The organism is Variovorax sp. GW821-FHT09B05 (assembly GCF_059418265.1).
The window spans coordinates 254463-272620 of sequence record NZ_JBWKPN010000001.1; the positions used below are offsets into that span (position 1 = coordinate 254463).

Genomic DNA, 18158 nt, shown 5'->3' on the forward strand with positions numbered 1-18158 from the left:
TCGTCCTGCATGACAGGCGAGCAGCGAAAACCGGACAGGGCGGCGCAAAAAAAGAACCCGCCGGGATGGCGGGCCAAAGGGGGGTGGTGGTTGGGGCGGTCAACGCGCGGCGATGGTCACCCAGTAGCGCGTTCTGGATTCGATGCGCACCGGCAGGGTCTGGGCCAGCAGTTCCAGGATCCGGTCGGTGTCGTCGAGCTGGAAGGCGCCCGAGACCCGGATCTCGGCCGCCGCCGGATCGCAATGCAGGGCGCCGCTGCGGTAGCGCGCGAGCTCGGCCGCGAAGTCCGCGAGCCGCATCTCCTCGGCGTAGAGCACGCCACGGGCCCAGGCATCGGCGCCGGCCGCCAGCGCGCGCGGCGCCGACACGGTCGTCGCGCTGAAGACGGCCTGGCGCCCCGCGGGCACGATGACGGGTGCGCCGGGATCCCGCGCGGGCCGGATCTCGACCGCGCCTTCCAGCACGCCGAGCCGTCCGCGCGCGTCGTCGCTGCGCACCACGAAGCGCGTGCCCAGCGCGCGCAGGCTGGCATGCGCGGTCTGGACGAGGAAGGGGCGCGGGTCGGGCGCGGTCTCGATCAGGATCTCCCCGGCGCGGTGGCGCAGCAGCCGCTGCGTGTCGTCGAAGTCCAGGCTCACGGCCGATGCGGTGTCGAGGTCGAGCCCGCTGCCGTCGGGCAGCAGCAGGTGCCTGCGCTCGCCGGTGGCGGTGCTGACGTCCGCGCCGATCGCCTGCCAGGGCAGGGTGCGATAGCCGATCCACGCAGCCGATGGCACGCCGAGCAGCAGCGCCACCGTGCGCAACAGCGCGCGCCGGCCGGCCGCGTCCCGGCGCCGGTCGAGCACCGGCATGCCCACGGCCGCGGGCACCGCGCCGAAGCGGCGGCTCAACTGTTCGGCGCTCTGCCAGACCCGCTGGTGCTCGGGGCTCTGGTTGCGCCATGCCTCGCAGCCCCGCAGGTCGGCGGCGCTCGGGCGCCCGGCATGCAGGCGCGCGAGCCACTGCGCGGCTTCGTCGAGCAGCCGGGGATCGACCGGGGCGCCCGCGGTTCTCATGCGCCCTGTGCCAGCATCAGCCGCAGGCATTGCCGGAACCCCTGCGCCATGTAGCGCGTGACGGTGCGCACGCTGAGCTTGAGCCGCGCGGCGATCTCGTCGTAGGACAGGCCTTCGAGCTGCGACATCAGGAAGGCGGTGCGCACCGGCGGCGGCAGTTCGTCGAGCAGGGCGTCGAGCTCGTGCAGCGTTTCGAGCAGGATGGCGCGCTCCTCGACCGAGGGCACCAGCGACTCGGGCAGCAGGGCCAGCGAGGCCAGGTAGGCGCGCTCGAGCGACTGGCGCTCGAAGTGATTGACCATCAGGCGCCGCGCCACGGTCGTGAGATAGGCGCGCGGCTCGCGCAGCGGCGGAATGGCGTCGGCGCGGTAGCCGGTCCACACGCGCATGAAGGTGTCGTGCGCGATGTCCGCCGCATCGCAGCTGTTGCCGAGCCGGCTCCGCAGCCACCCGCAGAGCCACCCGTGGTGATCGCTGTAGAGCGCGTGGACCTCCCGCTGCAGGGCTGATTCGCCGACCACCATGCGCTTTCTCGTGCAGACCTGCTGCCGCCCTCTGTTTCTAAATAGGAATCCTTCGCATTGTAGTGCCTTGTGGCTACCTGGCCCCGCGCAATTCAGTGGCCGGCGCGCGGCAGCACGAAGGCGAGGGTGGCTTCCAGCCCGTCCTCGTCAGCCTCGCTCCTGTCGCCGCGCGGGCGCACCAGCGAGGCCGCGATCACGTTGAGGCCGCTGCTGCCCAGCGTGACCGTGGCGCGGCCCTCGCGGTCCGTCTTCACGCGCGGCCCTGCGGTGTTGCCCGTGAAATCGCCGATCACCTCCACACCCGCCACCGGCCGGCCCTTCGACAGCACGCGCACCGCGAGGCGCTGGCCGCGCCGCAGCGCGAAGGGGTCGGCCAGCGGCACGATCTCCAGCTCGGCACCGAGCGGCGCGAACGGCAGGCGGACCGGTGCGAGCAGGGTCGTGCCGTACTTCATGTAGTGCCCGGCCTTGCGCGCATCGGGCACCTGCCGGCGCGAGCCGGCGACCCACTTGCCGTCGCGGCCCTGCGACCAGAAGCCGTCCTCGAGCGCCACCCACAGCACGGCCGCGTCCTTCGCCGGCTCGACCACCGCGTTGCGCGCACGCGCCGACACCTGCACCTGCGATGCCGCACCGGTGGCGGTGAAGGCCTTCGTCTCGCGCAGCTGCCGCGGCTCGTAGGCCTCGTCGAGCGCGCCTTCGCCGAGCACCACGGCCAGCTCGCCCGCGCGCTGCGCGACCCACACGCCATGGGCCGACGACGCGCCGCAAGCCAGGGCCGCGAGCGCCAGGGCCATGTGCCGCAGGCCATCCCTTGCATCGATCTTCATGCGGGCCTCCGTCAGAAGTTGGCCGTCATCGACAGCCGGACGATGCGCGGATTGCCCTGCGTCACGCCGCCGTAGTTGACCGAGCCCCAGTAGCGCCGGTTCGTCACGTTCTCGATCGACAGCCGCAGAATCGACTGCGCGCCCATCAGCCGCGTGACATAGGCCGCGCCCAGGTCCCAGCGCGTGAAGCTCGGCACGATCAGCGTGTTGGCGCGGTCCAGCGGTCGGTTGCCGACGTGGTAGATGCCGGTGTTGAGCGACAGCCCCGGCACCGCCATCAGCCGGTAGTCGAGGAACAGGTTGGCCTGGAAGCGCGCCACGTTGCTCGGGCGGCGGCCCTCGAGCGCGGGGTCGCCGGTTTCGCGTTGCTGCGCGTCGAGCCAGGACACGCCGGCGATGCCACTGAGTTGCGGCGTGATCTCGCCATTGGCCGTGAACTCCACGCCGCGATGCCGCTGGCGGCCCTGCTGGCGGAAGACGTTGTCGGCCGGCGAGACCGCCTGCAGCGGCTTGTCCATGTCGAAGGCCGCGGCGGTCACCATCAAGCCGTCGCGCACGCGGCTCTTCACGCCGACCTCGTACTGCCGGCTCTTGATCGGCCCGAGCTTCTGCAGCGCGTTGTCGGCATAGCTTGGTGCATAGGCCCCTTGCTCGAAGCCCTCGCCGTAGGTCGCGTAGAAGGTGGTGCGCTCCGAGGGCTTGTACATCGCGCTCACCGTGGGCACGGTCACGTTGGTCGTGTACTTCGGCGTGCCGTCGTACTTGCTGCCGATGTCGCTGCTGTAGTCGATGTGGCGCGCGCCGATCAGCAACTGCCAGTTCGGCCCGAAGGAGATCGTGTCGCTCGCGAACAGGCTGCTCTGGCGCGCCTTGCTCGCGGGCAGGTGCGTGTCCTCGGGGATGAAGGGCGCGAAGTAGGGCAGCGGCCGGTAGATGTTGCCGATGTACTGCGGGAAACGCAGGTAGTCGCCGTCGGGCGACTGCAGGCTCGAGTACGAATAGCCGATGACCGCCTCGTGCCCGATCGAGCCGGTATCGAAGCGCCCGGTCGCGAACACCTGGCCCGCGGTGGTGGGATAGGCCTCGCCCTCGTAGCGCGTGTTGCCGGCGAGCACGTCGCCGTTCGGCGCCACTTTCGAGGCATTGAAGAAGATCGCGTTGCGCTTGGTGCGGCTGAGCGCGAGCTGCGCCGTCAGGTCCCAGTTCTCGCTGAGCGCGTAGTTCAGCCGCGCGCCGAGGTTCCAGGCGTCGGTCTTGTACTGGCCCCAGGGCTGGCCGACCAGCGTGCGCGGATCGAAGCTGCGCGCGGGCACCAGCAGGCCGTCGCTGCGCGGGCCGATCATGCCGCTGGCGGCCAGCGACTTGCGCTGCCAGTCGAAGTCGAGCTGCAGCAGCGCGTCGCGGTTGAGCTTGATGTCCACCGCGCCGCTGAGGAAGTCGCGCCGCAGGTCGCCGAAATGGGTGAAGTCGCCGACCCGCTCGCTCGCGGCATTGAAGCGGTAGCCCACGGTGCCGGCCTCGTTGAGCGGGCCGCCGGCATCGACGCTGGCATAGCGCCCGCCGTAGCTGCGCACCTCGGCGCTCACGCTGGCGAAGCGCTCGCGCGTCGGGCGCTTGAGCACGTAGTTGACGATGCCGCTGGGCTCGCCCACGCCGTACAGGAAGCCCGACAACCCCTTGAGCACGTCGACGCGCTCCTTGTTCTCCAGCGGCACGTCGCTGTAGATGTTCGCCAGCAGGCCGTCGCGGCGCACGTTGTTGAAGGAGTTGGCCGAGAAGCCGCGCACCGCGACGCCGTCGAACGAGGAGAAGCCCGAGGTGGGCGTGACGGAGGGATCGTTGCGCAGCACGTCGAGCGCGGTGCGCGCGCGCTGGTTCTCGATGGTGTCGACGGTGTAGGAACCGACCGCGAAGGGCAGGTCCTGCAGCGAGCGCACGCCGAGCGCGCCGGCGTTCACGTCCTGCACGTCGTAGAGCCGTTCGCGCTGGGCGCTGACCACCACCGGCGCCAGCGTGCCGGTGCGCGCCGCGGCCTCGGCGGCCGCGTCGGGCAGCGCGCTCGCACCGGTGGCCGGCGCGCCGATGCGGCGCAGTCGCCAGCCGCCGCCGGCCCCCGGCACCGCCTCGAGCCCGCTGCCGGCCAGCAGCCTGGCCAGGGCCTCGTGCACCGCGTAGCTGCCCTGCAGGCCGGGACTCGCGAGGCCCTGCGTCAGCGTCGGGTCGATCGCGATCATGGTGCCCGACTCGCGGCCGAAGCGGCCCAGCACGCTGTCGAGCGAGCCGGCGCCGATCGCATAGCTGCGCGGCGCCTCGGCGGCCGGCGCGGGCTGGGCCAGGGCCGGGGCGGTCGAGGCGCCGAGCAGCGCCAGCGCCGCGCTCAGGCAGCCGGAGCGGGCGAAGGGCGCGAGCGGGAAGGGGCCGGTCCGGGCGGCGGACCGAGCATCGAATGCCATGGGAAGAACTCTCCGTGATCGTTGGAAGATGTGGGGCCCACGCGGCCCTCGCCGCGGGGTGTCTCTTCCTGCTTGATGCACGAGGTTTGGAAACCTGCCGTTTTTCTTCGATCTTTTTTTCGCGGCCCGTCGCCCCCGCTATCGCGCCGCGATCGTCGTCCAGTAGGGACCGATCGAACGGCGCCGCACCGGCAGTGTTTCTTCGAGCATGTCGAGCACCGCATCGGTCCGCGCGACCGGAAACGCGCCGCTCACGAGGATGGCGCCCACGGCCGGGTCGCAGCGCAGCACGCCCGGGCGGTAGCGCCCCAGCTCCGCGAGGAAGTCGTCGAGCCGCATGCGCTCGACCACCAGCACGCCCTGGGTCCAGCCCGCGGCGTTCTCGCTGCTGGACTCGGGTGCCGAGATGCCATCCGCCGCGTAGCGCGCGCCTTGGCCCGCGGGCAGGCGCAGCGTGCCCTCGCGGCCGGCCACGCTGAGCTCGACCAGGCCTTCGAGCACGACGACCTCGCCCGCGGCGCGCGCATCGGGCGCGCGCACCAGGAAGCGCGTGCCGATCGGCACCACGCGGCCGGGCCCCGCATGCACGACCAGCGGCCGCGCGGCCGGGTCGTGGCCCGAGCTGACCATGATCTCGCCGCCGAGCAGGCGGATGCCGCGCTCGGCCGCGCTGAAATCGACGTCGATCGCGCTGCGCGTGTTCAGCACCACGCGCGTGCCGTCCGGCAGCACCACGCTGCGCTGTTCCCCGGTGGCCGTGTGGTAGTCGGCGCGCCACCAGGCCAGGTCGTCGCGCAGCGCCCAGGCGCCCAGGCCGCCGCTCGCGGCCAGCACGAAGGCCTTGAGCGCCCAGCGCCGCCGCGCCGCATCGGCGCCGCGCAAGGCGCCGCGGGCCGTCTCGGGCGCGAGGCCGTGCACGCCGTCGCGCAGGTCGGCACCGAGGCCGCGCACGCGCTGCCAGGCTTGCTCGTGGTCGGGGTGCGCGCCGCGCCAATGCTCGCAGGCCGCGCGCTCGGCGGCGGAGGCGGCGCCCGATTGCAGCCGCACCAGCCATTCGACCGCCTGCGCGACGATGGCGCGATCGAGCGCCGCATCGCCCGCGGGCTGGAAGACCGCGCGCCGCGGCGCCGTGCCGATCTCAGCCGCCATAGACGGCGTCGTAGCAATGCGCATAGGCCTTCACCATGTCCTTCTGCACGATGTGGATCGACACGCCGAGCCGCTGCGCGATCTGTGCATAGGGCAGGCCGTCGAGCTGCGACAGCAGGAAGACCTCGCGCGTGCGCGGCTTCAGCCCGTCGAGCACGCGGCTGACCGCGGCCAGCGCCTCGAGCACCAGCAGGCGCGCCTCGGGCGAGGGGCTCGTGGCCTCGGGCAGGTGGGCGATCGCCTCGAGGTAGGCGCGCTCGAGCGCGAGGCGGCGGAAGTACTGCGCCGCGATGCGGCCGGCCACGGTCGTGAGGTAGGCGCGCGGCTCGCGCAGCGGGCCGGTCTCGTTGGCCGACAGGATGCGCGCGAAGGTGTCCTGCGCCAGGTCGGCCGCGTTCTCGATGTTGCCGAGCTTGCGCCGCAGCATCTGCAGCAGCCACGAATGGTGTTCGCCGTACAGCGTGGCGACCAGTCGCACGGAGGCATCGGAGGTGGACATCGGAGGACGGCAGGTCGCGCGGCTCGTTGAGAATAGTTCTCATTGTACGAACTTCGTCTGCATGCCGGACGCAGGCGTCGTAACCGGACAACGCCGGCGCTTCCGCCGACGGGCGCGCTCAGCCGCCGTGGAGCACCGCCGACAGCGGCGCGATCCGGATCGCGCCCGGCTCGCCGGCCGCGGGCAGTGCCAGCGCGCGCAGCACCGCGTACTCGCGCATGCGCGCCGCACCGTGCGGATCGCCGGGCACCCGACCCAGCGAGGGATGGCACATCAGCACGTCGCCGCGCGCGGCCACTGCGAGCCAGGCCAGCAGGCGCGCGCGATAGGCCTGGCCATCGCCCGAGAAGCCATAGACGCCGAGCAGGCGCCGGCTGGTCGGAATGCCGTGCTCGCGCGCCAGCGCCGCGAGCGCCGCGCCGCCCAGGCCGTGGATGACAGCCGCCTTGAAGCCGTCGCTGCCGTGGCGCCAGCCGGGTTCGGTGCTGCGCAGCCACGGCGGCGCGCCCGGATAGCGGCGCGCGAGTTCGGCGACCAGCAGCTCGCGCACGCCCGCGAACTGGTGCACATGCCGGTGGCCGTCGACGAAGGCGGGCGCGCGGCCCATCGCGTCCTCGAAGTGCGCGAGCTGGGTGCGGATCTCCGCCTGGATCGCCTGCCGTGCGGCCGGGCGCAGCCGGGGTGCGACCAGCAGGCCGAGCAGCCCCGGCTCGCGGCCGCCGGGCACGGCCGGGCGGGTCAGGTCCAGGTGCAGGCCGATGTCGGTGCGCTGCCGGTCGAGCCGGCGCAGCAGGCGCGCACCCGACAGCCAGGCGGCGCGCCGCACCATGCAACCCACGGCGCTGATGCGCTCGCGCTCGGCGAGCACGAGCGCCGCTTCGTTGATCGCATGCCCCATGCCGAAGTCGTCGACGCAGATGCAGATCGAGCGCGGGCCCTCGGCAGTGGCTTCGCGTGGCGATGGGCTCATGGCTGCGCGTCCGCGTTCGGGGCCGCGTCGGGAATGCCCGCGCAGTGCGACCCGCGCCGCGTGGCGCCGTCATGGCGCCAGACCGCCAGCCGGTCGTTGACCGCCACCAGCTTCGTGCCCGCGAGCCATGGATGCGCGAGCTGCGAATTGTTCGGCCCCACCAGCCAGGTGGTGCGGGGCGCGCACAGGATCGCGGGCAGCTGCGAGGCATCGACCAGCAGCCGCGAGGCCCGGGCCTTGTCGAAGCGCGCCGCATCCGCGAGCTCCTTGCGCCAGTCGTCGCGCTCCAGCTGCTGCTTCCAGTCGCCGAGCACCATCACCGGCGCGCGCAACTGCCAGTAGAAGGGGATCTCGTAGACGTAGCTGTCGAGCATCAGCACCTGGTCGTCGGGCCCGATGCGCTGGCCCGCGGGCAGGTGCAGTCTCGCGCCCGGCGGCGGCATCGCGACCAGCGTGCCCACGCCCGCGAGGCACAGCGCCATGGCCGCGGCGGCGGCCGCCTTCAGGCCCCGTCCTTCGCGCATCGGGCCGCTGGCCAGGATGCGCCGCGCCACGAGAAAAGCCAGCGGCGCGAGCACGGGCAGCACATAGCCGACGAGCTTGGAGCGCGGCAGCGAGAAGAAGACCGCGATGACGACCAGCCAGACCCCCATCAGCCGGTCGATGTCGCGCGTGGTGGTGCCGATGTCCGGCGCCGCGTTCTTGTGGCGCGGCAGCAGCAGGCCGATCGACCACGGCAGGGTCAACGCGGCCAGCACCGGCAGATAGAACCAGAACGGCTGCTCGTTGTTGAAGCCGCTCGAGGCGAAGCGCCGGAAGTGCTGCGTGATCACGAAGTAGTCGAAGAAGTCCGGATAGGCGCGCTGCATCGCCACGAACCAGGGCGCCGCGAGCGCGAGCAGCAGCACCCAGCCGGGCAGCCAGCGGCACAGCCGCCACAGCGTGCCCAGCCGCCGCGTCCAGGCGCACCAGGCGAGCAGCACCAGGAACGGCAGCAGCAGGCCGATCAGTCCCTTGGCGAGCAGCCCGGTCGCGGCGCAGGCATGCGCACCCGCCAGCGCACCGCGCCATGGCTGCGCCTCGTCGTGAGCCAGCACCGCCCAGGCCGCGAGCAGCACCGTCGCCGAGATGCAGCCGGCCACCAGCATGTCGAGGTTCGCGAACTGCGCGCCGAGGAAGAAATACGGCATGGTGGCGAGCACCACCGTCGACCACAGCGCGAGCCGGTCGTCGGTCCAGCGCCGCAGGAAGGCGAACAGCGCGATGCCGGCGGCGCTGGCGCCCAGCACCGAGGGGAGCCGCGCGGCCCATTCGACCGGCCCGGCCACGCCCATCGCCGCGGCGCCGATCCAGTAGAACAGCGGCGGCTTGTGGAAGAAGGGCAGGCCGTCGAGCCGCGGCACCAGCCAGTCGCCCGAATGCAGCATGGCGAGCGCGACGCCCACATAGCGGCCTTCGTCGGGCGCCATCAGGGACCGCGCCCCCGAGGTCGCCAGCAGCCACGCGACCAGCACCACACCCACCCAGAAAACACGTGCCTGCCCTGGCGTGTCCGCTCTCATGAACCCTCCGTGGCGAGACCGCCGCCACGCTCGCCACGCACCACGTACAGCGGCCGCCCCTTCGATTCCTCGTAGATCCGCGCGATGTACTCGCCGAGGATGCCGGTGGAGATCAGCTGGATGCCGATGAAGAACATCAGGCTCACGACGATCGTGGTCCAGCCCGACACCGCATTGCCGAACAGCAGCCGTTCGGCGCACAGGTAGAGGCCATAGGCGAAGGCCGGCAGCGCGATCGCGAGGCCCGCCACGCTCACCATGCGCAGCGGCCAGGTGGTGAAGGCGGTGAGCCCGTCGAGCGCCAGCAGCACGAGGCGGCGCATGTTGAAGCTGGAGCGGCCCTCGGCGCGCGGCGCCGGCGTGTAGGGCAGCGCCACGGCGCGAAAGCCGACCCAGGCGTACAGGCCCTTCATGAAGCGGCCGCGCTCGGGCAGGCGCATCAGCGCATCGACCACCTTGCGGTCCATCAGCCGGAAGTCGCCCGCGTCCGCGGGCACCGCGAAGCGGTCCGAGGCATTGAGCAACCGATAGAAGAGCCGGCTGCCGAGCCGCTTGACAGGGCCCTCGTCGTCGCGCCGCTCGCGCACGGCATAGACCACTTCGGCACCGGCGCGCCACTGCGCGAGCATCGTGTGGACCAGCTCGGGCGGATGCTGGAGGTCGCCGTCGAGCAGCACCACCACGTCGCCCACGGCCGCGGCCAGTCCCGCGGTGAGCGCGGCCTCCTTGCCGAAATTGCGCGACAGCGAGATGCAGCGGAAGCCAGGCAATTCGCACCAGGCATCGACCACCGCGGCCGTGTCGTCGGTGCTGCCGTCGTCGACGATCACGATCTCCCAGCGCATGTGCGTGGACCAGAGGATGTCTTCCAGCAGCGGCAGCAGCCGGCGCAGGTTCGGCCCTTCGTTGAAGCAGGGGATCACGCAGGAGAGGCTGAGCGCTCGCCCTTCGGGGGGCGTGGGCGCCGGCAGCGGCGCCGGTGCCGCTGCTACCGCTTCGGGCGCGCGGCGCAAGAATGTCTGCGCGTTCACGGCATCCTCCACGTGGCCGGAGCCGCGCCTTCGGCGGGCAGGAGCCGGCGCGCGAGCCGCAGCGCGATGGCGAGCGCACCCGCGAGCACCGCGCCCAGGGCGAGGCCGGCGGCGATGTCGATCGGGAAATGCACGCCCACGTAGATGCGCGCCCAGCCCGTGACGATGGCCGAGGCCAGCAGCGCGAGCCCGACACGGCGCAGACTCGGGCGCAGCAGGCAGGCCACGGCCACGAGGAACATCACGCTCGCATGCGTGCTGGGCAGCGAGCCGCGGCCCGCATGCTCGATGTAGGCCTGGGCCAGGCCCAGCACGAAGGGGCGCGGCTGGTCCAGGCGCAACGCGATGGCATGGGAGAGCATGGCGCAGGGCCCGGCGGCCGCGAGCACGATCCACAGGTAGGCCCGGTCGGCCGCCTTTTTCCAGATCGCGAAGCCGATGATCCCGGCACTGAGCCAGGCGCCACCGAGCGCGAAGGCGGTGGCGAGCCACAGCGCGGGCCGCGCCGGCGGCGTGCCGGCCGCCAGCCATTGAAAGAGGGTGAGATTCAGGTCGCTCATGGCATGCGCTCCCGCGCAGGGACGAAGAGGAGGGAAGACGGCGGGCTGCTGCGCGCGAAAGGCGCAGGGCTGCGCCGGGCGCGGCTGGCGCGCCCGAAAAGGACGAACACGGGGAACCTCCGTTCGAGGAAGAGATGGGTCGCCGCGGCAGGGCATGCGCGGCGGGAAGGGCGGCGCGCGAGGCGTCGCTTCTCTCAGTGCGTCGAGGGTGGAGCGGTGGGGGGAGGGCGGCGCCTCCAGGGGAAGGCGGGTGGCGGCGCGCCGCCGCGCGGCGGCACCTGCTCGGGGCCGATGCGGCCGGTGGGCGCGACCGGCCGGCTGGCGACCCGCGCCAGCGGCAGCAGCGCGAGCACCAGCGCCAGCAGCGTGCCCAGGCCGGCACTCAGCGTATCGGAGTGATCGATGCCCGCGGGCACCTGCGCAAAGATCGTGGTCTCGCGGTCGGTGGCGTGGTTCTCGCGGTCGTCGGCCTCGAACTGGCTCATTTCTCCGAGCGCACGCACCCGCAGCATGGGCTCGTCCTCGATGCCGTCGCAGCAGAAGTGGGCGGCGATGAACGGCTGCAGGAACACCAGCAGGATGCCCGCGAGGCACCACGCGCGGTGGTGCGCTTCGGCGAATCGGCGGATGCGTGCGAGCAGCATGCGCGGATGCTAGAAGCCTTGCGTGAACGGAACCTGATCGGCCGGGGCCCCGATCCCATCGCGGATAATCCCGGCGCGTTCGGACGCTTCCGAACCGCATCAGGTCAGCCACGCCGCGCCGAAGCCAACCTGCCCCAGGGACTTCGACCAACCTATTTCAGGACTTCGGCGGGCTGTGTTCGAGCGTTATTACCGCGAATTGCTGGGCTTTCTTTCCCGCAAGGTGTCCGACCGCAGCGTTGCGGCCGACATGACGCAGGAAAGCTATGCGCGCGTCTATGCGGCGCAGGCTTCGGGCTCGACCATCGGCGATCCGCGCGCGCTGCTCTACCAGACCGCGCGCAACCTCGTGATCGATCACCAGCGCCACGGCAGGGTGCGCGCCGGCGTGGAGCTGCCGCCCGCGCAGCTCGAACCCGTCGAAGCACCGGGCCCGCGAAGCTGGGAACCCGAAACCGCGCTGGCCTCACGCCAGGGCCTGCTGGCGCTGGTCTCGGTCATCGACAATCTGCCGCCGCGTTGCCGCGAAGCCTTCATGCTCAACCGCTTCGACGGCCTGAGCTATGCCCAGGTCGCCGCGCGGATGGGCATTTCGGTCAAGATGGTGGAACAGCACCTCAAGCATGCGCTCGATGCCTGCGAGCGCTGCCGCAACCTGTCCGCGGGCGGCGACGGCAACGCCGCCGCCGCGCCGCGCAGGAAGCTCCACCGCTCGCGGCTCGAGTGAGAAAACCGTATCGCTGTCCGACCTAGGGTATTCGACCGCCCGCACGTCTACCTCGACGAGAACCAACGCCCCATGAGCCACCCATCGATCCAGCCAGCCGATGCCTCGCGCATGCGCGAGCAAGCGCTGGACTGGTTTGTCCGCCGCCGCGACGAAGCCTTCGGCGCGCGCGAGGAACAGGCCTTCCAGGACTGGCTCGCGGCCGATCCGCTGCACCGCGAGGCCTTCGAACGCTGGGGCGGCGAATGGCAGGCCTTCGATGCGATCCCGCAGGACATGCGAAGCCTGCTGCAGCGCAACCTGGCCTACGACCGCGCCATGGAGGCCGCCAGCCCCGCCGGCACACCCGCCATGCCGGCCATGCCCTCGCGGCGCCGCGTGCTGGTGCCCGCCGTCGCGGTGGCGGCCGTCGTGGCCGTGGCCGGCGCGGGGCTGCTCGCCTGGAACCACTGGGAAGCCCAGCCGGTGTTCGTGCAGGCCATGGCCACCCGGCGCGGCCAGCAGCTCGACGTGCCGCTGCCCGACGGCAGCCGCCTGCGGCTCGACACCGCGACCCGGCTGGAGATCAGCTACTACCGCCAGCGCCGCGAGGTCCGGCTGCTCGAGGGCCAGGCGGCCTTCTCCGTGCAGGGCGATCCTGCGCGGCCCTTCCACGTGCTGGCCGGACCGCTGCGCATCACCGTCGTGGGCACGCGCTTCTTCGTGCGTCACACGCCCGACATCGCCGGCAGCGAAGGCGTGCACGTGGCCGTCGAGGAGGGCCGGGTGCGCGTCGGGCAGGCAGCGCGCGGCGCGGGCACCGATGCGGACCTGCTGCTGTCGCCCGGGCAGCAGGTCTCGAGCAATGCGCAAGGCGCGCTGTCGGCCGTCTCGCCGGTCGCCAGCGCCGGCCTCGCGCCCTGGCGCGATCACCGTGTCCGCTTCGACAACCAGCGCCTGGACCGCGCGCTGGCCGAGCTGGCGCGCTATGGCGATCCGCGGCTCGTGATCGCGGACCCCGCCGTCGCGGCCCTGCCGATCACCGGCGTGTTCGATCCGCGCGACATGGCGACCTTCCGGCGCGTGCTGCCGGCCTCGCTGCCCGTGCGGTTGAGAGAGACCGAGGGCGGCGCCGCGGAAGTGGTGCTGGCCCGATAGAAGGGTCGCGCGGTCGCGCGCATCGATTTTTTCGCGGGCCCGACCTGGGGTATCCGGAAGCTCGCCCGTCTCCACGGCTGACTGCCATCCGTTTCATCTCTGGAGAACCCCTCATGTCCCGCTTTCCGTTGCGCCCCGCGCCGCTGGCCATTGCCTGCGCGCTGGTCTTCGCCGTCGCACCGCTGCACGCCCAGACCGCCGGCATCGATCTCTCGGCCAGCGCCGTGCGCTTCGACATCGCCGCCAAGCCGCTGGGCCAGGCCCTCGGCGACTGGGCGCTGCAGACGCGCATGCAGCTGATCGTCCAGCCCGCGCTGGTGCGCGACAAGATGGCGCCGGCCGTCTCGGGCGCCCTGAGCCCGAGGCAGGCACTGGACCGGCTGCTGGCCGGCAGCGGCCTCGCGGCCCGCGTCGACGGCACGGCGGTGATCGTGCAGGAGTCGACGGCCCCGGCACCCGGCGCGACGCTGCCCCCGGTGACCGTCAACGCGCAGGAAGAAACCGTGACCGGGCCGGTGCGCGGCTACGTGGCGCTGCGCAGCGCGAGCGCCACCAAGACCGACACGCCGATCGTCGAGACGCCGCAGTCGATCTCGGTGGTCACGGCCGAGCGCATGGATGCCATCGGCGCGCGGACGCTGGGCACGGCGCTGGGCTACACGCCCGGCGTGACCTCGGCCTACAGCGCCGACAGCCGCTTCGACTGGATCTCGCTGCGCGGCTTCACCAACTACACGCCCGGCAACTACCTGGACGGCATGCCGCTGCGCAACATGAACACCTGGGGCCTGTGGCGGACCGACAACTACGGCCTGGAGCGGGTCGAGGTCCTGCGCGGCCCGGCATCGGTGCTGTTCGGCCAGGGCAGCCCGGGCGGCATCATCAACCAGACCAGCAAGCGGCCGACCGCCCAGCCGCTGCGCGAGATGCAGCTGCAGATCGGCGACCACGGCCGGCGCCAGGTGGCCGGCGATTTCTCGGGCCCGCTCGACGACGAGGGCAAGTGGCTCTATCGCATCACCGGCGTCGCGCGCGACGCCAACCTCCCGATCGATGCCAAGGAGAAGGACGACCGGCTCTACCTCGCGCCCTCGCTGGCCTGGAAGCCTTCCGCCGACACCAGCCTCACGCTGCTGTCCCAGTTCCTGCGCGACCGCTCGGGCGTGGTCTACAACGCGGCGCCGGTCAAGGGAACGCTGCTGCCCAACCCGAACGGCAGGATCCGCGCCTCGACCTTCCTGGGCGAGCCCGGCTTCGATCGCTTCGACCAGAACCAGTGGATGGTCGGCTACCAGTTCGAGCACCGCTTCGGCGACACCTGGACCGTGCGCCAGAACCTGCGCTACGGCCGCCTGCGCACCGACCTGCAGCAGACCTGGCCCGGCACCGGATACCGCACCGTCGACCCCGACAACGCCGACAGCCCGGCCAACTTCCGGCAGTTCGACCGCGTCGTGTTCGCGAGCAAGGAGAAGGCGAAGCAGTTCGTGGTCGACAACCAGGCCCAGGCCCGATTCCAGCTCGGCGCCACGCAGCACACCGCGCTGGTCGGCCTCGAGTACCAGCGCTCGCGCTACGACCAGATCAGCCGCTACGGCGGCAGCTTCGCGCCCATCGACGTGTTCGCGCCCGTCTACGGCGGTCCGGTGCAGGTGCCCGACCCGTACATCTCCAGCGACAGCACGCTGGCCCAGACCGGCCTCTACCTGCAGGACCAGATCAGGTTCGCGCAGAACTGGGTGGCGACGATCGGCGGGCGCTACGACAGCGCCGAAACCGAATCGACCGACCGCCTCGCCGACAGCTTCACGCGCATCCGCAGCCACAAGTTCACCAAGCGCGCGGGGCTGGTCTACCTCGCGCCCAGCGGCTGGGCGCCCTACCTCAGCTACTCCGAATCGTTCACGCCGGTGCTCACGATCAACCCCGACACCCGGCGTCCCTTCGATCCCGAGACCGGCCGGCAGTACGAAGCGGGCCTGCGCTACCAGCCGCCGGGCACCAAGGACAGCTACAGCGCGGCGGTCTTCGACCTGCGGCGCAGGAACTACCTCTCGTACGACCCCGACTTCCAGCCGCGGCAGACGGGCGAGGTGCTGTCGCGCGGCCTGGAACTCGAGGCGCTGCTTCAGCCGATGCCGAAGATGAACGTGTCGCTGAGCTACACCTGGATCCCGCAGTACAAGACCCTCGCCAGCAGCAATCCCAAGGACATCGGCACCCAGCCCAACGCGGTCGCCAGACAGCGCGCCGCGCTGTGGGTCGACTACCGCTTCGCCAACGGCGTCAAGGCGGGCCTCGGCGTGCGCTACTCGGGCTCGACCCGCGGCGAGGGCAGTGCCGCGCCGGCCAAGGTGCCGGCCTACACCCTGTTCGACGCCATGGTCGGCTACGACTTCGAGCGCTGGAGCCTGGCGCTCAACCTGCGCAACCTGACCAACAAGGCCTACTTCGGCGGCTGCGACGCGAACTTCTGCTCCTATGGCGACCTGCGGCAGGTGAGTGCCACGGCGACCTATCGCTGGTAGCTGCCTCGCGTCTTCATGAACAGCAAATGAGAGGAGGGCGACCGGCCCGGCGGTATAGCTGATATGGCGCTTCGTACATGGCCTTCGCGGGCCATCGTCCCGATACTTCGCGCACTTCGCGGCGGCACCCGGGCCGCGAAGGATGCGTGGCCCTTCGAAGCCATTCCGCCTGATCCCGAGAATTCCAGAAAGAGACACTCCATGAAGCTGTTGGGCCTTGCGCTGAGCGCCTTGCTCGTCCTCACCGTCGGAACCCGCGCCCACGCGGGCACCACCTTCGACGCAGTCAAGAAGCGGGGCCTGGTGCAGTGCGGCGTGTCGACCAATCTGCCGGGCTTCGCCTTCACCGACAGCAAGGGCGAATGGCAGGGCATCGACGTCGACACCTGCCGCGCGATCGCCGCGGCGATGTTCGGCGACGCCACCAAGTTCCGCGTGGTTCCGCTCACGACGCAGGCGCGCTTCACCGCGCTGCAGTCGGGCGAGATCGACGTGCTGACGCGCAACACGACCCAGACGCTGACGCGCGACACCACGCTCGGGCTGATCGGCGTGGGCGTCAACTTCTACGACAGCCAGGGGATCATGGTGACGAAGGACTCGAACGTCACCAGCGCGAAGAAGCTCGCGGGCGCCACCATCTGCGTGCTGCCGGGCACCACCACCGAACTCAACCTGGCCGACTGGTTCCGCGGGCTGAAGATGGAGTTCAAGCCGGTGCTGCTCGACACCGTGGACGAGATCAAGCGCGCCTTCATGTCGGGGCGCTGCGACGGCATCACGCTCGACAAGTCGCAGCTGGCGCTGGCGCGCATCAACCTGGGCAGCACCGACAAGTACGTGATCCTGCCCGAGCCGCTGTCGAAGGAGCCGCTCGGGCCGATGGTGCGCCAGGGCGACGAGGCCTGGTTCAACGTCGTGCGCTGGTCGCTCAACGCGATGCTCGAGGCCGAGGAGTACGGCCTGAGCTCGAAGAACGTCGACGAGGCGCTGAAGAATCCGGCGCCGCACATCCAGCGCATCCTCGGCACGGTGCCCGGCATGGGCAAGGCGCTGGGCGTCGACGACAAGTGGGCCTACCGGATCATCAAGCAGGTGGGCAACTACGGCGAGGTCTTCGACCGCAGCGTCGGCGCGGGCAGCCCGATGAAGCTCGATCGCGGGCTCAATGCGCTCTACACCAAGGGCGGCCTGATGTACGGCTGGCCGATCCGCTGATTCGTTCCTGAACGAGAGAGGCCGTGCCGGCGGGCAACCGCCGGCACGGCCGTACCCGAAGCGAATCGAGGATTTCCCATGACCGAAGAAAACACGGGCGCCATGCCCCCACGGCCGCGCGCGCGCCTGTCGTGGAACGACCCCGGCCTGCGCGCGCTGGTCTATCAGGTCGTCGTGGTCGCGCTGGTGGCGCTGACCGCCTGGTACCTGGTGTCGAACACGCTGCACAACCTGGCAGCGCGCAACATCTCGACCGGCTTCGCCTTCCTCGACCGCGAGGCGGGCTTCGCGATCGGCGAGACGCCGATCGACTACACGCCGGCCGATACCTATCGCCGCGCCATCGTCGTCGGCCTGCTCAACACGCTGCGCGTGTCGCTCATCGCGCTCGTGCTGGCCACCGTGCTCGGCACCCTGGTCGGCGTGGCCCGGCTGTCGGGCAACTGGCTGGTGTCGCGGCTGGCCGCGGCCTACGTGGAGTGCGTGCGCAACGTGCCGCTGCTGCTGCAGCTGCTGCTCTGGTATGCGCTGATCTCCGAGAGCATGCCGGGGCCGCGCGCCGCGCACCATCCGCTGCCGGGCGTGTACCTGTCGAACCGCGGCCTGCTGATGCCGGCGCTGTTCGGCGACTCGCTCGCATGGATGGTCGCCGCGCTGGCCATCGCGGGCGCGGGCACCTTCTTCCTCGCGCGCTGGAGCAGGAGACGCCAGGCGCTGACCGGCCATCCGATGGCGCTCGCGCCCTGGGCGGTGGCGCTGTTCGCGGGCCTGCCCGTGCTGGCCTGGGCGCTGAGCGGCGGCCAGCTGTCGATGGAGATCCCGCACCGAAGCGGCTTCGGCTTCGCCGGCGGATGGAACCTCTCGCCCGAGCTGTTCGCGCTGCTGGTGGGGCTCGTGAGCTACACGGCGGCCTTCATCGCCGAGATCGTGCGCTCGGGCGTGCAGTCGGTGAACCGCGGGCAGTGGGAGGCGGCCGAGTCGCTGGGCCTGCGGCGCGGGCGTTCGCTGCGGCTGGTGGTGCTGCCCCAGGCGTTGCGGGTGATGGTGCCGCCGGCCACGAGCCAGTACCTCAACCTCGTCAAGCACAGCTCGCTGGCCGTGGCCATCGGCTATCCCGACCTCGTTTCCGTGGTGAACACGACCCTGAACCAGACCGGCCAGGCCATCGAGGGCATCCTGATCATCATGGCCGCCTTCATGACGGTGAGCCTGTGCATCTCGCTCGCCATGAATGCCTACAACCGGCGCATCGCGCTCGTCGAGCGTTGAC

At 71.4% G+C, this 18158-nt stretch carries 16 protein-coding genes; 5 read left to right on the forward strand and 11 right to left on the reverse strand.

Annotation, left to right across the window (positions count from 1 at the left end; genetic code table 11):
- Positions 1-99: 99 nt before the first annotated feature.
- From AC07RM_RS01005 to AC07RM_RS01055, 11 genes are all read right to left on the reverse strand, one after another.
- Positions 100-1056: a FecR domain-containing protein gene (locus AC07RM_RS01005; RefSeq protein ID WP_495332294.1), complete on the reverse strand. Its 957-nt coding sequence runs from the start codon at positions 1054-1056 to the stop codon at positions 100-102.
- Positions 1053-1580 carry a sigma-70 family RNA polymerase sigma factor gene (locus AC07RM_RS01010; protein ID WP_093349891.1) on the reverse strand — a complete coding sequence of 176 codons (528 nt, stop codon included), beginning with the start codon at positions 1578-1580 and terminating at the stop codon, positions 1053-1055. Before AC07RM_RS01010 ends, AC07RM_RS01005 begins: the two co-directional genes overlap by 4 nt.
- 92 nt (positions 1581-1672) lie before the next feature.
- On the reverse strand, positions 1673-2410 hold the full coding sequence (locus AC07RM_RS01015; protein WP_495332296.1) for a DUF4198 domain-containing protein: 738 nt from the start codon (positions 2408-2410) through the stop codon (positions 1673-1675).
- An 11-nt stretch (positions 2411-2421) separates the two neighbouring features.
- Positions 2422-4863: a TonB-dependent siderophore receptor gene (locus AC07RM_RS01020; RefSeq protein WP_495332297.1), complete on the reverse strand. Its 2442-nt coding sequence runs from the start codon at positions 4861-4863 to the stop codon at positions 2422-2424.
- Between the two features lie 138 nt (positions 4864-5001).
- Positions 5002-6012 carry a FecR family protein gene (locus AC07RM_RS01025; protein WP_495332298.1) on the reverse strand — a complete coding sequence of 337 codons (1011 nt, stop codon included), beginning with the start codon at positions 6010-6012 and terminating at the stop codon, positions 5002-5004.
- Positions 6002-6511: a sigma-70 family RNA polymerase sigma factor gene (locus AC07RM_RS01030; protein WP_296782206.1), complete on the reverse strand. Its 510-nt coding sequence runs from the start codon at positions 6509-6511 to the stop codon at positions 6002-6004. Before AC07RM_RS01030 ends, AC07RM_RS01025 begins: the two co-directional genes overlap by 11 nt.
- Before the next feature lie 118 nt (positions 6512-6629).
- Entirely contained in the window at positions 6630-7481 is an 852-nt protein-coding gene (locus tag AC07RM_RS01035; RefSeq protein WP_495332299.1) for a ChbG/HpnK family deacetylase, read from the reverse strand.
- Complete coding sequence (locus AC07RM_RS01040; protein ID WP_495332301.1) at positions 7478-9043, reverse strand: ArnT family glycosyltransferase; 1566 nt, start codon at positions 9041-9043, stop codon at positions 7478-7480. The genes AC07RM_RS01035 and AC07RM_RS01040 overlap by 4 nt, the downstream gene beginning before the upstream one ends.
- A complete protein-coding gene (locus tag AC07RM_RS01045) occupies positions 9040-10074 on the reverse strand; it encodes a glycosyltransferase family 2 protein (protein ID WP_495332303.1) in 1035 nt (344 codons plus the stop codon). Before AC07RM_RS01045 ends, AC07RM_RS01040 begins: the two co-directional genes overlap by 4 nt.
- The gene (locus AC07RM_RS01050; RefSeq protein ID WP_296782213.1) at positions 10071-10634 is read right to left on the reverse strand and encodes a phosphatase PAP2 family protein; all 564 of its coding nucleotides are present in this window, start codon (positions 10632-10634) and stop codon (positions 10071-10073) included. The genes AC07RM_RS01045 and AC07RM_RS01050 overlap by 4 nt, the downstream gene beginning before the upstream one ends.
- Before the next feature lie 194 nt (positions 10635-10828).
- The gene (locus AC07RM_RS01055) at positions 10829-11278 is read right to left on the reverse strand and encodes a hypothetical protein (protein ID WP_495332305.1); all 450 of its coding nucleotides are present in this window, start codon (positions 11276-11278) and stop codon (positions 10829-10831) included.
- 175 nt (positions 11279-11453) lie between these two features.
- On the opposite strand from AC07RM_RS01055, the gene AC07RM_RS01060 reads away from it, so the two are divergent.
- The 5 genes from AC07RM_RS01060 (at position 11454) to AC07RM_RS01080 (ending at position 18157) form a co-directional block, all read left to right on the forward strand.
- Complete coding sequence (locus tag AC07RM_RS01060) at positions 11454-12005, forward strand: RNA polymerase sigma factor (protein WP_495332307.1); 552 nt, start codon at positions 11454-11456, stop codon at positions 12003-12005.
- A 72-nt stretch (positions 12006-12077) separates the two neighbouring features.
- Positions 12078-13142, forward strand: a complete 1065-nt coding sequence (locus tag AC07RM_RS01065; protein WP_495332309.1) for a FecR family protein — start codon at positions 12078-12080, stop codon at positions 13140-13142.
- A gap of 113 nt (positions 13143-13255) precedes the next feature.
- The gene (locus AC07RM_RS01070) at positions 13256-15670 is read left to right on the forward strand and encodes a TonB-dependent siderophore receptor (protein ID WP_495332310.1); all 2415 of its coding nucleotides are present in this window, start codon (positions 13256-13258) and stop codon (positions 15668-15670) included.
- A 201-nt stretch (positions 15671-15871) separates the two neighbouring features.
- The gene (locus tag AC07RM_RS01075) at positions 15872-16888 is read left to right on the forward strand and encodes an amino acid ABC transporter substrate-binding protein (RefSeq protein WP_093349860.1); all 1017 of its coding nucleotides are present in this window, start codon (positions 15872-15874) and stop codon (positions 16886-16888) included.
- Positions 16889-16966: 78 nt separating this feature from the next.
- Entirely contained in the window at positions 16967-18157 is a 1191-nt protein-coding gene (locus AC07RM_RS01080; protein ID WP_495332312.1) for an amino acid ABC transporter permease, read from the forward strand.
- Position 18158 lies beyond the last annotated feature (1 nt).

Excerpts from the sequence above, each read along its gene's own strand:
- AC07RM_RS01010 (WP_093349891.1), bottom strand. The coding sequence starts at position 1,580 with ATGGTGGTCGGCGAATCAGCCCTGCAGCGGGAGGTCCACGCGCTCTAC.
- AC07RM_RS01065 (WP_495332309.1), top strand. The coding sequence starts at position 12,078 with ATGAGCCACCCATCGATCCAGCCAGCCGATGCCTCGCGCATGCGCGAG.
- AC07RM_RS01040 (WP_495332301.1), bottom strand. The coding sequence starts at position 9,043 with ATGAGAGCGGACACGCCAGGGCAGGCACGTGTTTTCTGGGTGGGTGTG.
- AC07RM_RS01015 (WP_495332296.1), bottom strand. The coding sequence starts at position 2,410 with ATGAAGATCGATGCAAGGGATGGCCTGCGGCACATGGCCCTGGCGCTC.
- AC07RM_RS01030 (WP_296782206.1), bottom strand. The coding sequence starts at position 6,511 with ATGTCCACCTCCGATGCCTCCGTGCGACTGGTCGCCACGCTGTACGGC.
- AC07RM_RS01025 (WP_495332298.1), bottom strand. The coding sequence starts at position 6,012 with ATGGCGGCTGAGATCGGCACGGCGCCGCGGCGCGCGGTCTTCCAGCCC.
- AC07RM_RS01005 (WP_495332294.1), bottom strand. The coding sequence starts at position 1,056 with ATGAGAACCGCGGGCGCCCCGGTCGATCCCCGGCTGCTCGACGAAGCC.
- AC07RM_RS01020 (WP_495332297.1), bottom strand. The coding sequence starts at position 4,863 with ATGGCATTCGATGCTCGGTCCGCCGCCCGGACCGGCCCCTTCCCGCTC.
- AC07RM_RS01055 (WP_495332305.1), bottom strand. The coding sequence starts at position 11,278 with ATGCTGCTCGCACGCATCCGCCGATTCGCCGAAGCGCACCACCGCGCG.
- AC07RM_RS01070 (WP_495332310.1), top strand. The coding sequence starts at position 13,256 with ATGTCCCGCTTTCCGTTGCGCCCCGCGCCGCTGGCCATTGCCTGCGCG.
- AC07RM_RS01075 (WP_093349860.1), top strand. The coding sequence starts at position 15,872 with ATGAAGCTGTTGGGCCTTGCGCTGAGCGCCTTGCTCGTCCTCACCGTC.
- AC07RM_RS01035 (WP_495332299.1), bottom strand. The coding sequence starts at position 7,481 with ATGAGCCCATCGCCACGCGAAGCCACTGCCGAGGGCCCGCGCTCGATC.
- AC07RM_RS01080 (WP_495332312.1), top strand. The coding sequence starts at position 16,967 with ATGACCGAAGAAAACACGGGCGCCATGCCCCCACGGCCGCGCGCGCGC.
- AC07RM_RS01050 (WP_296782213.1), bottom strand. The coding sequence starts at position 10,634 with ATGAGCGACCTGAATCTCACCCTCTTTCAATGGCTGGCGGCCGGCACG.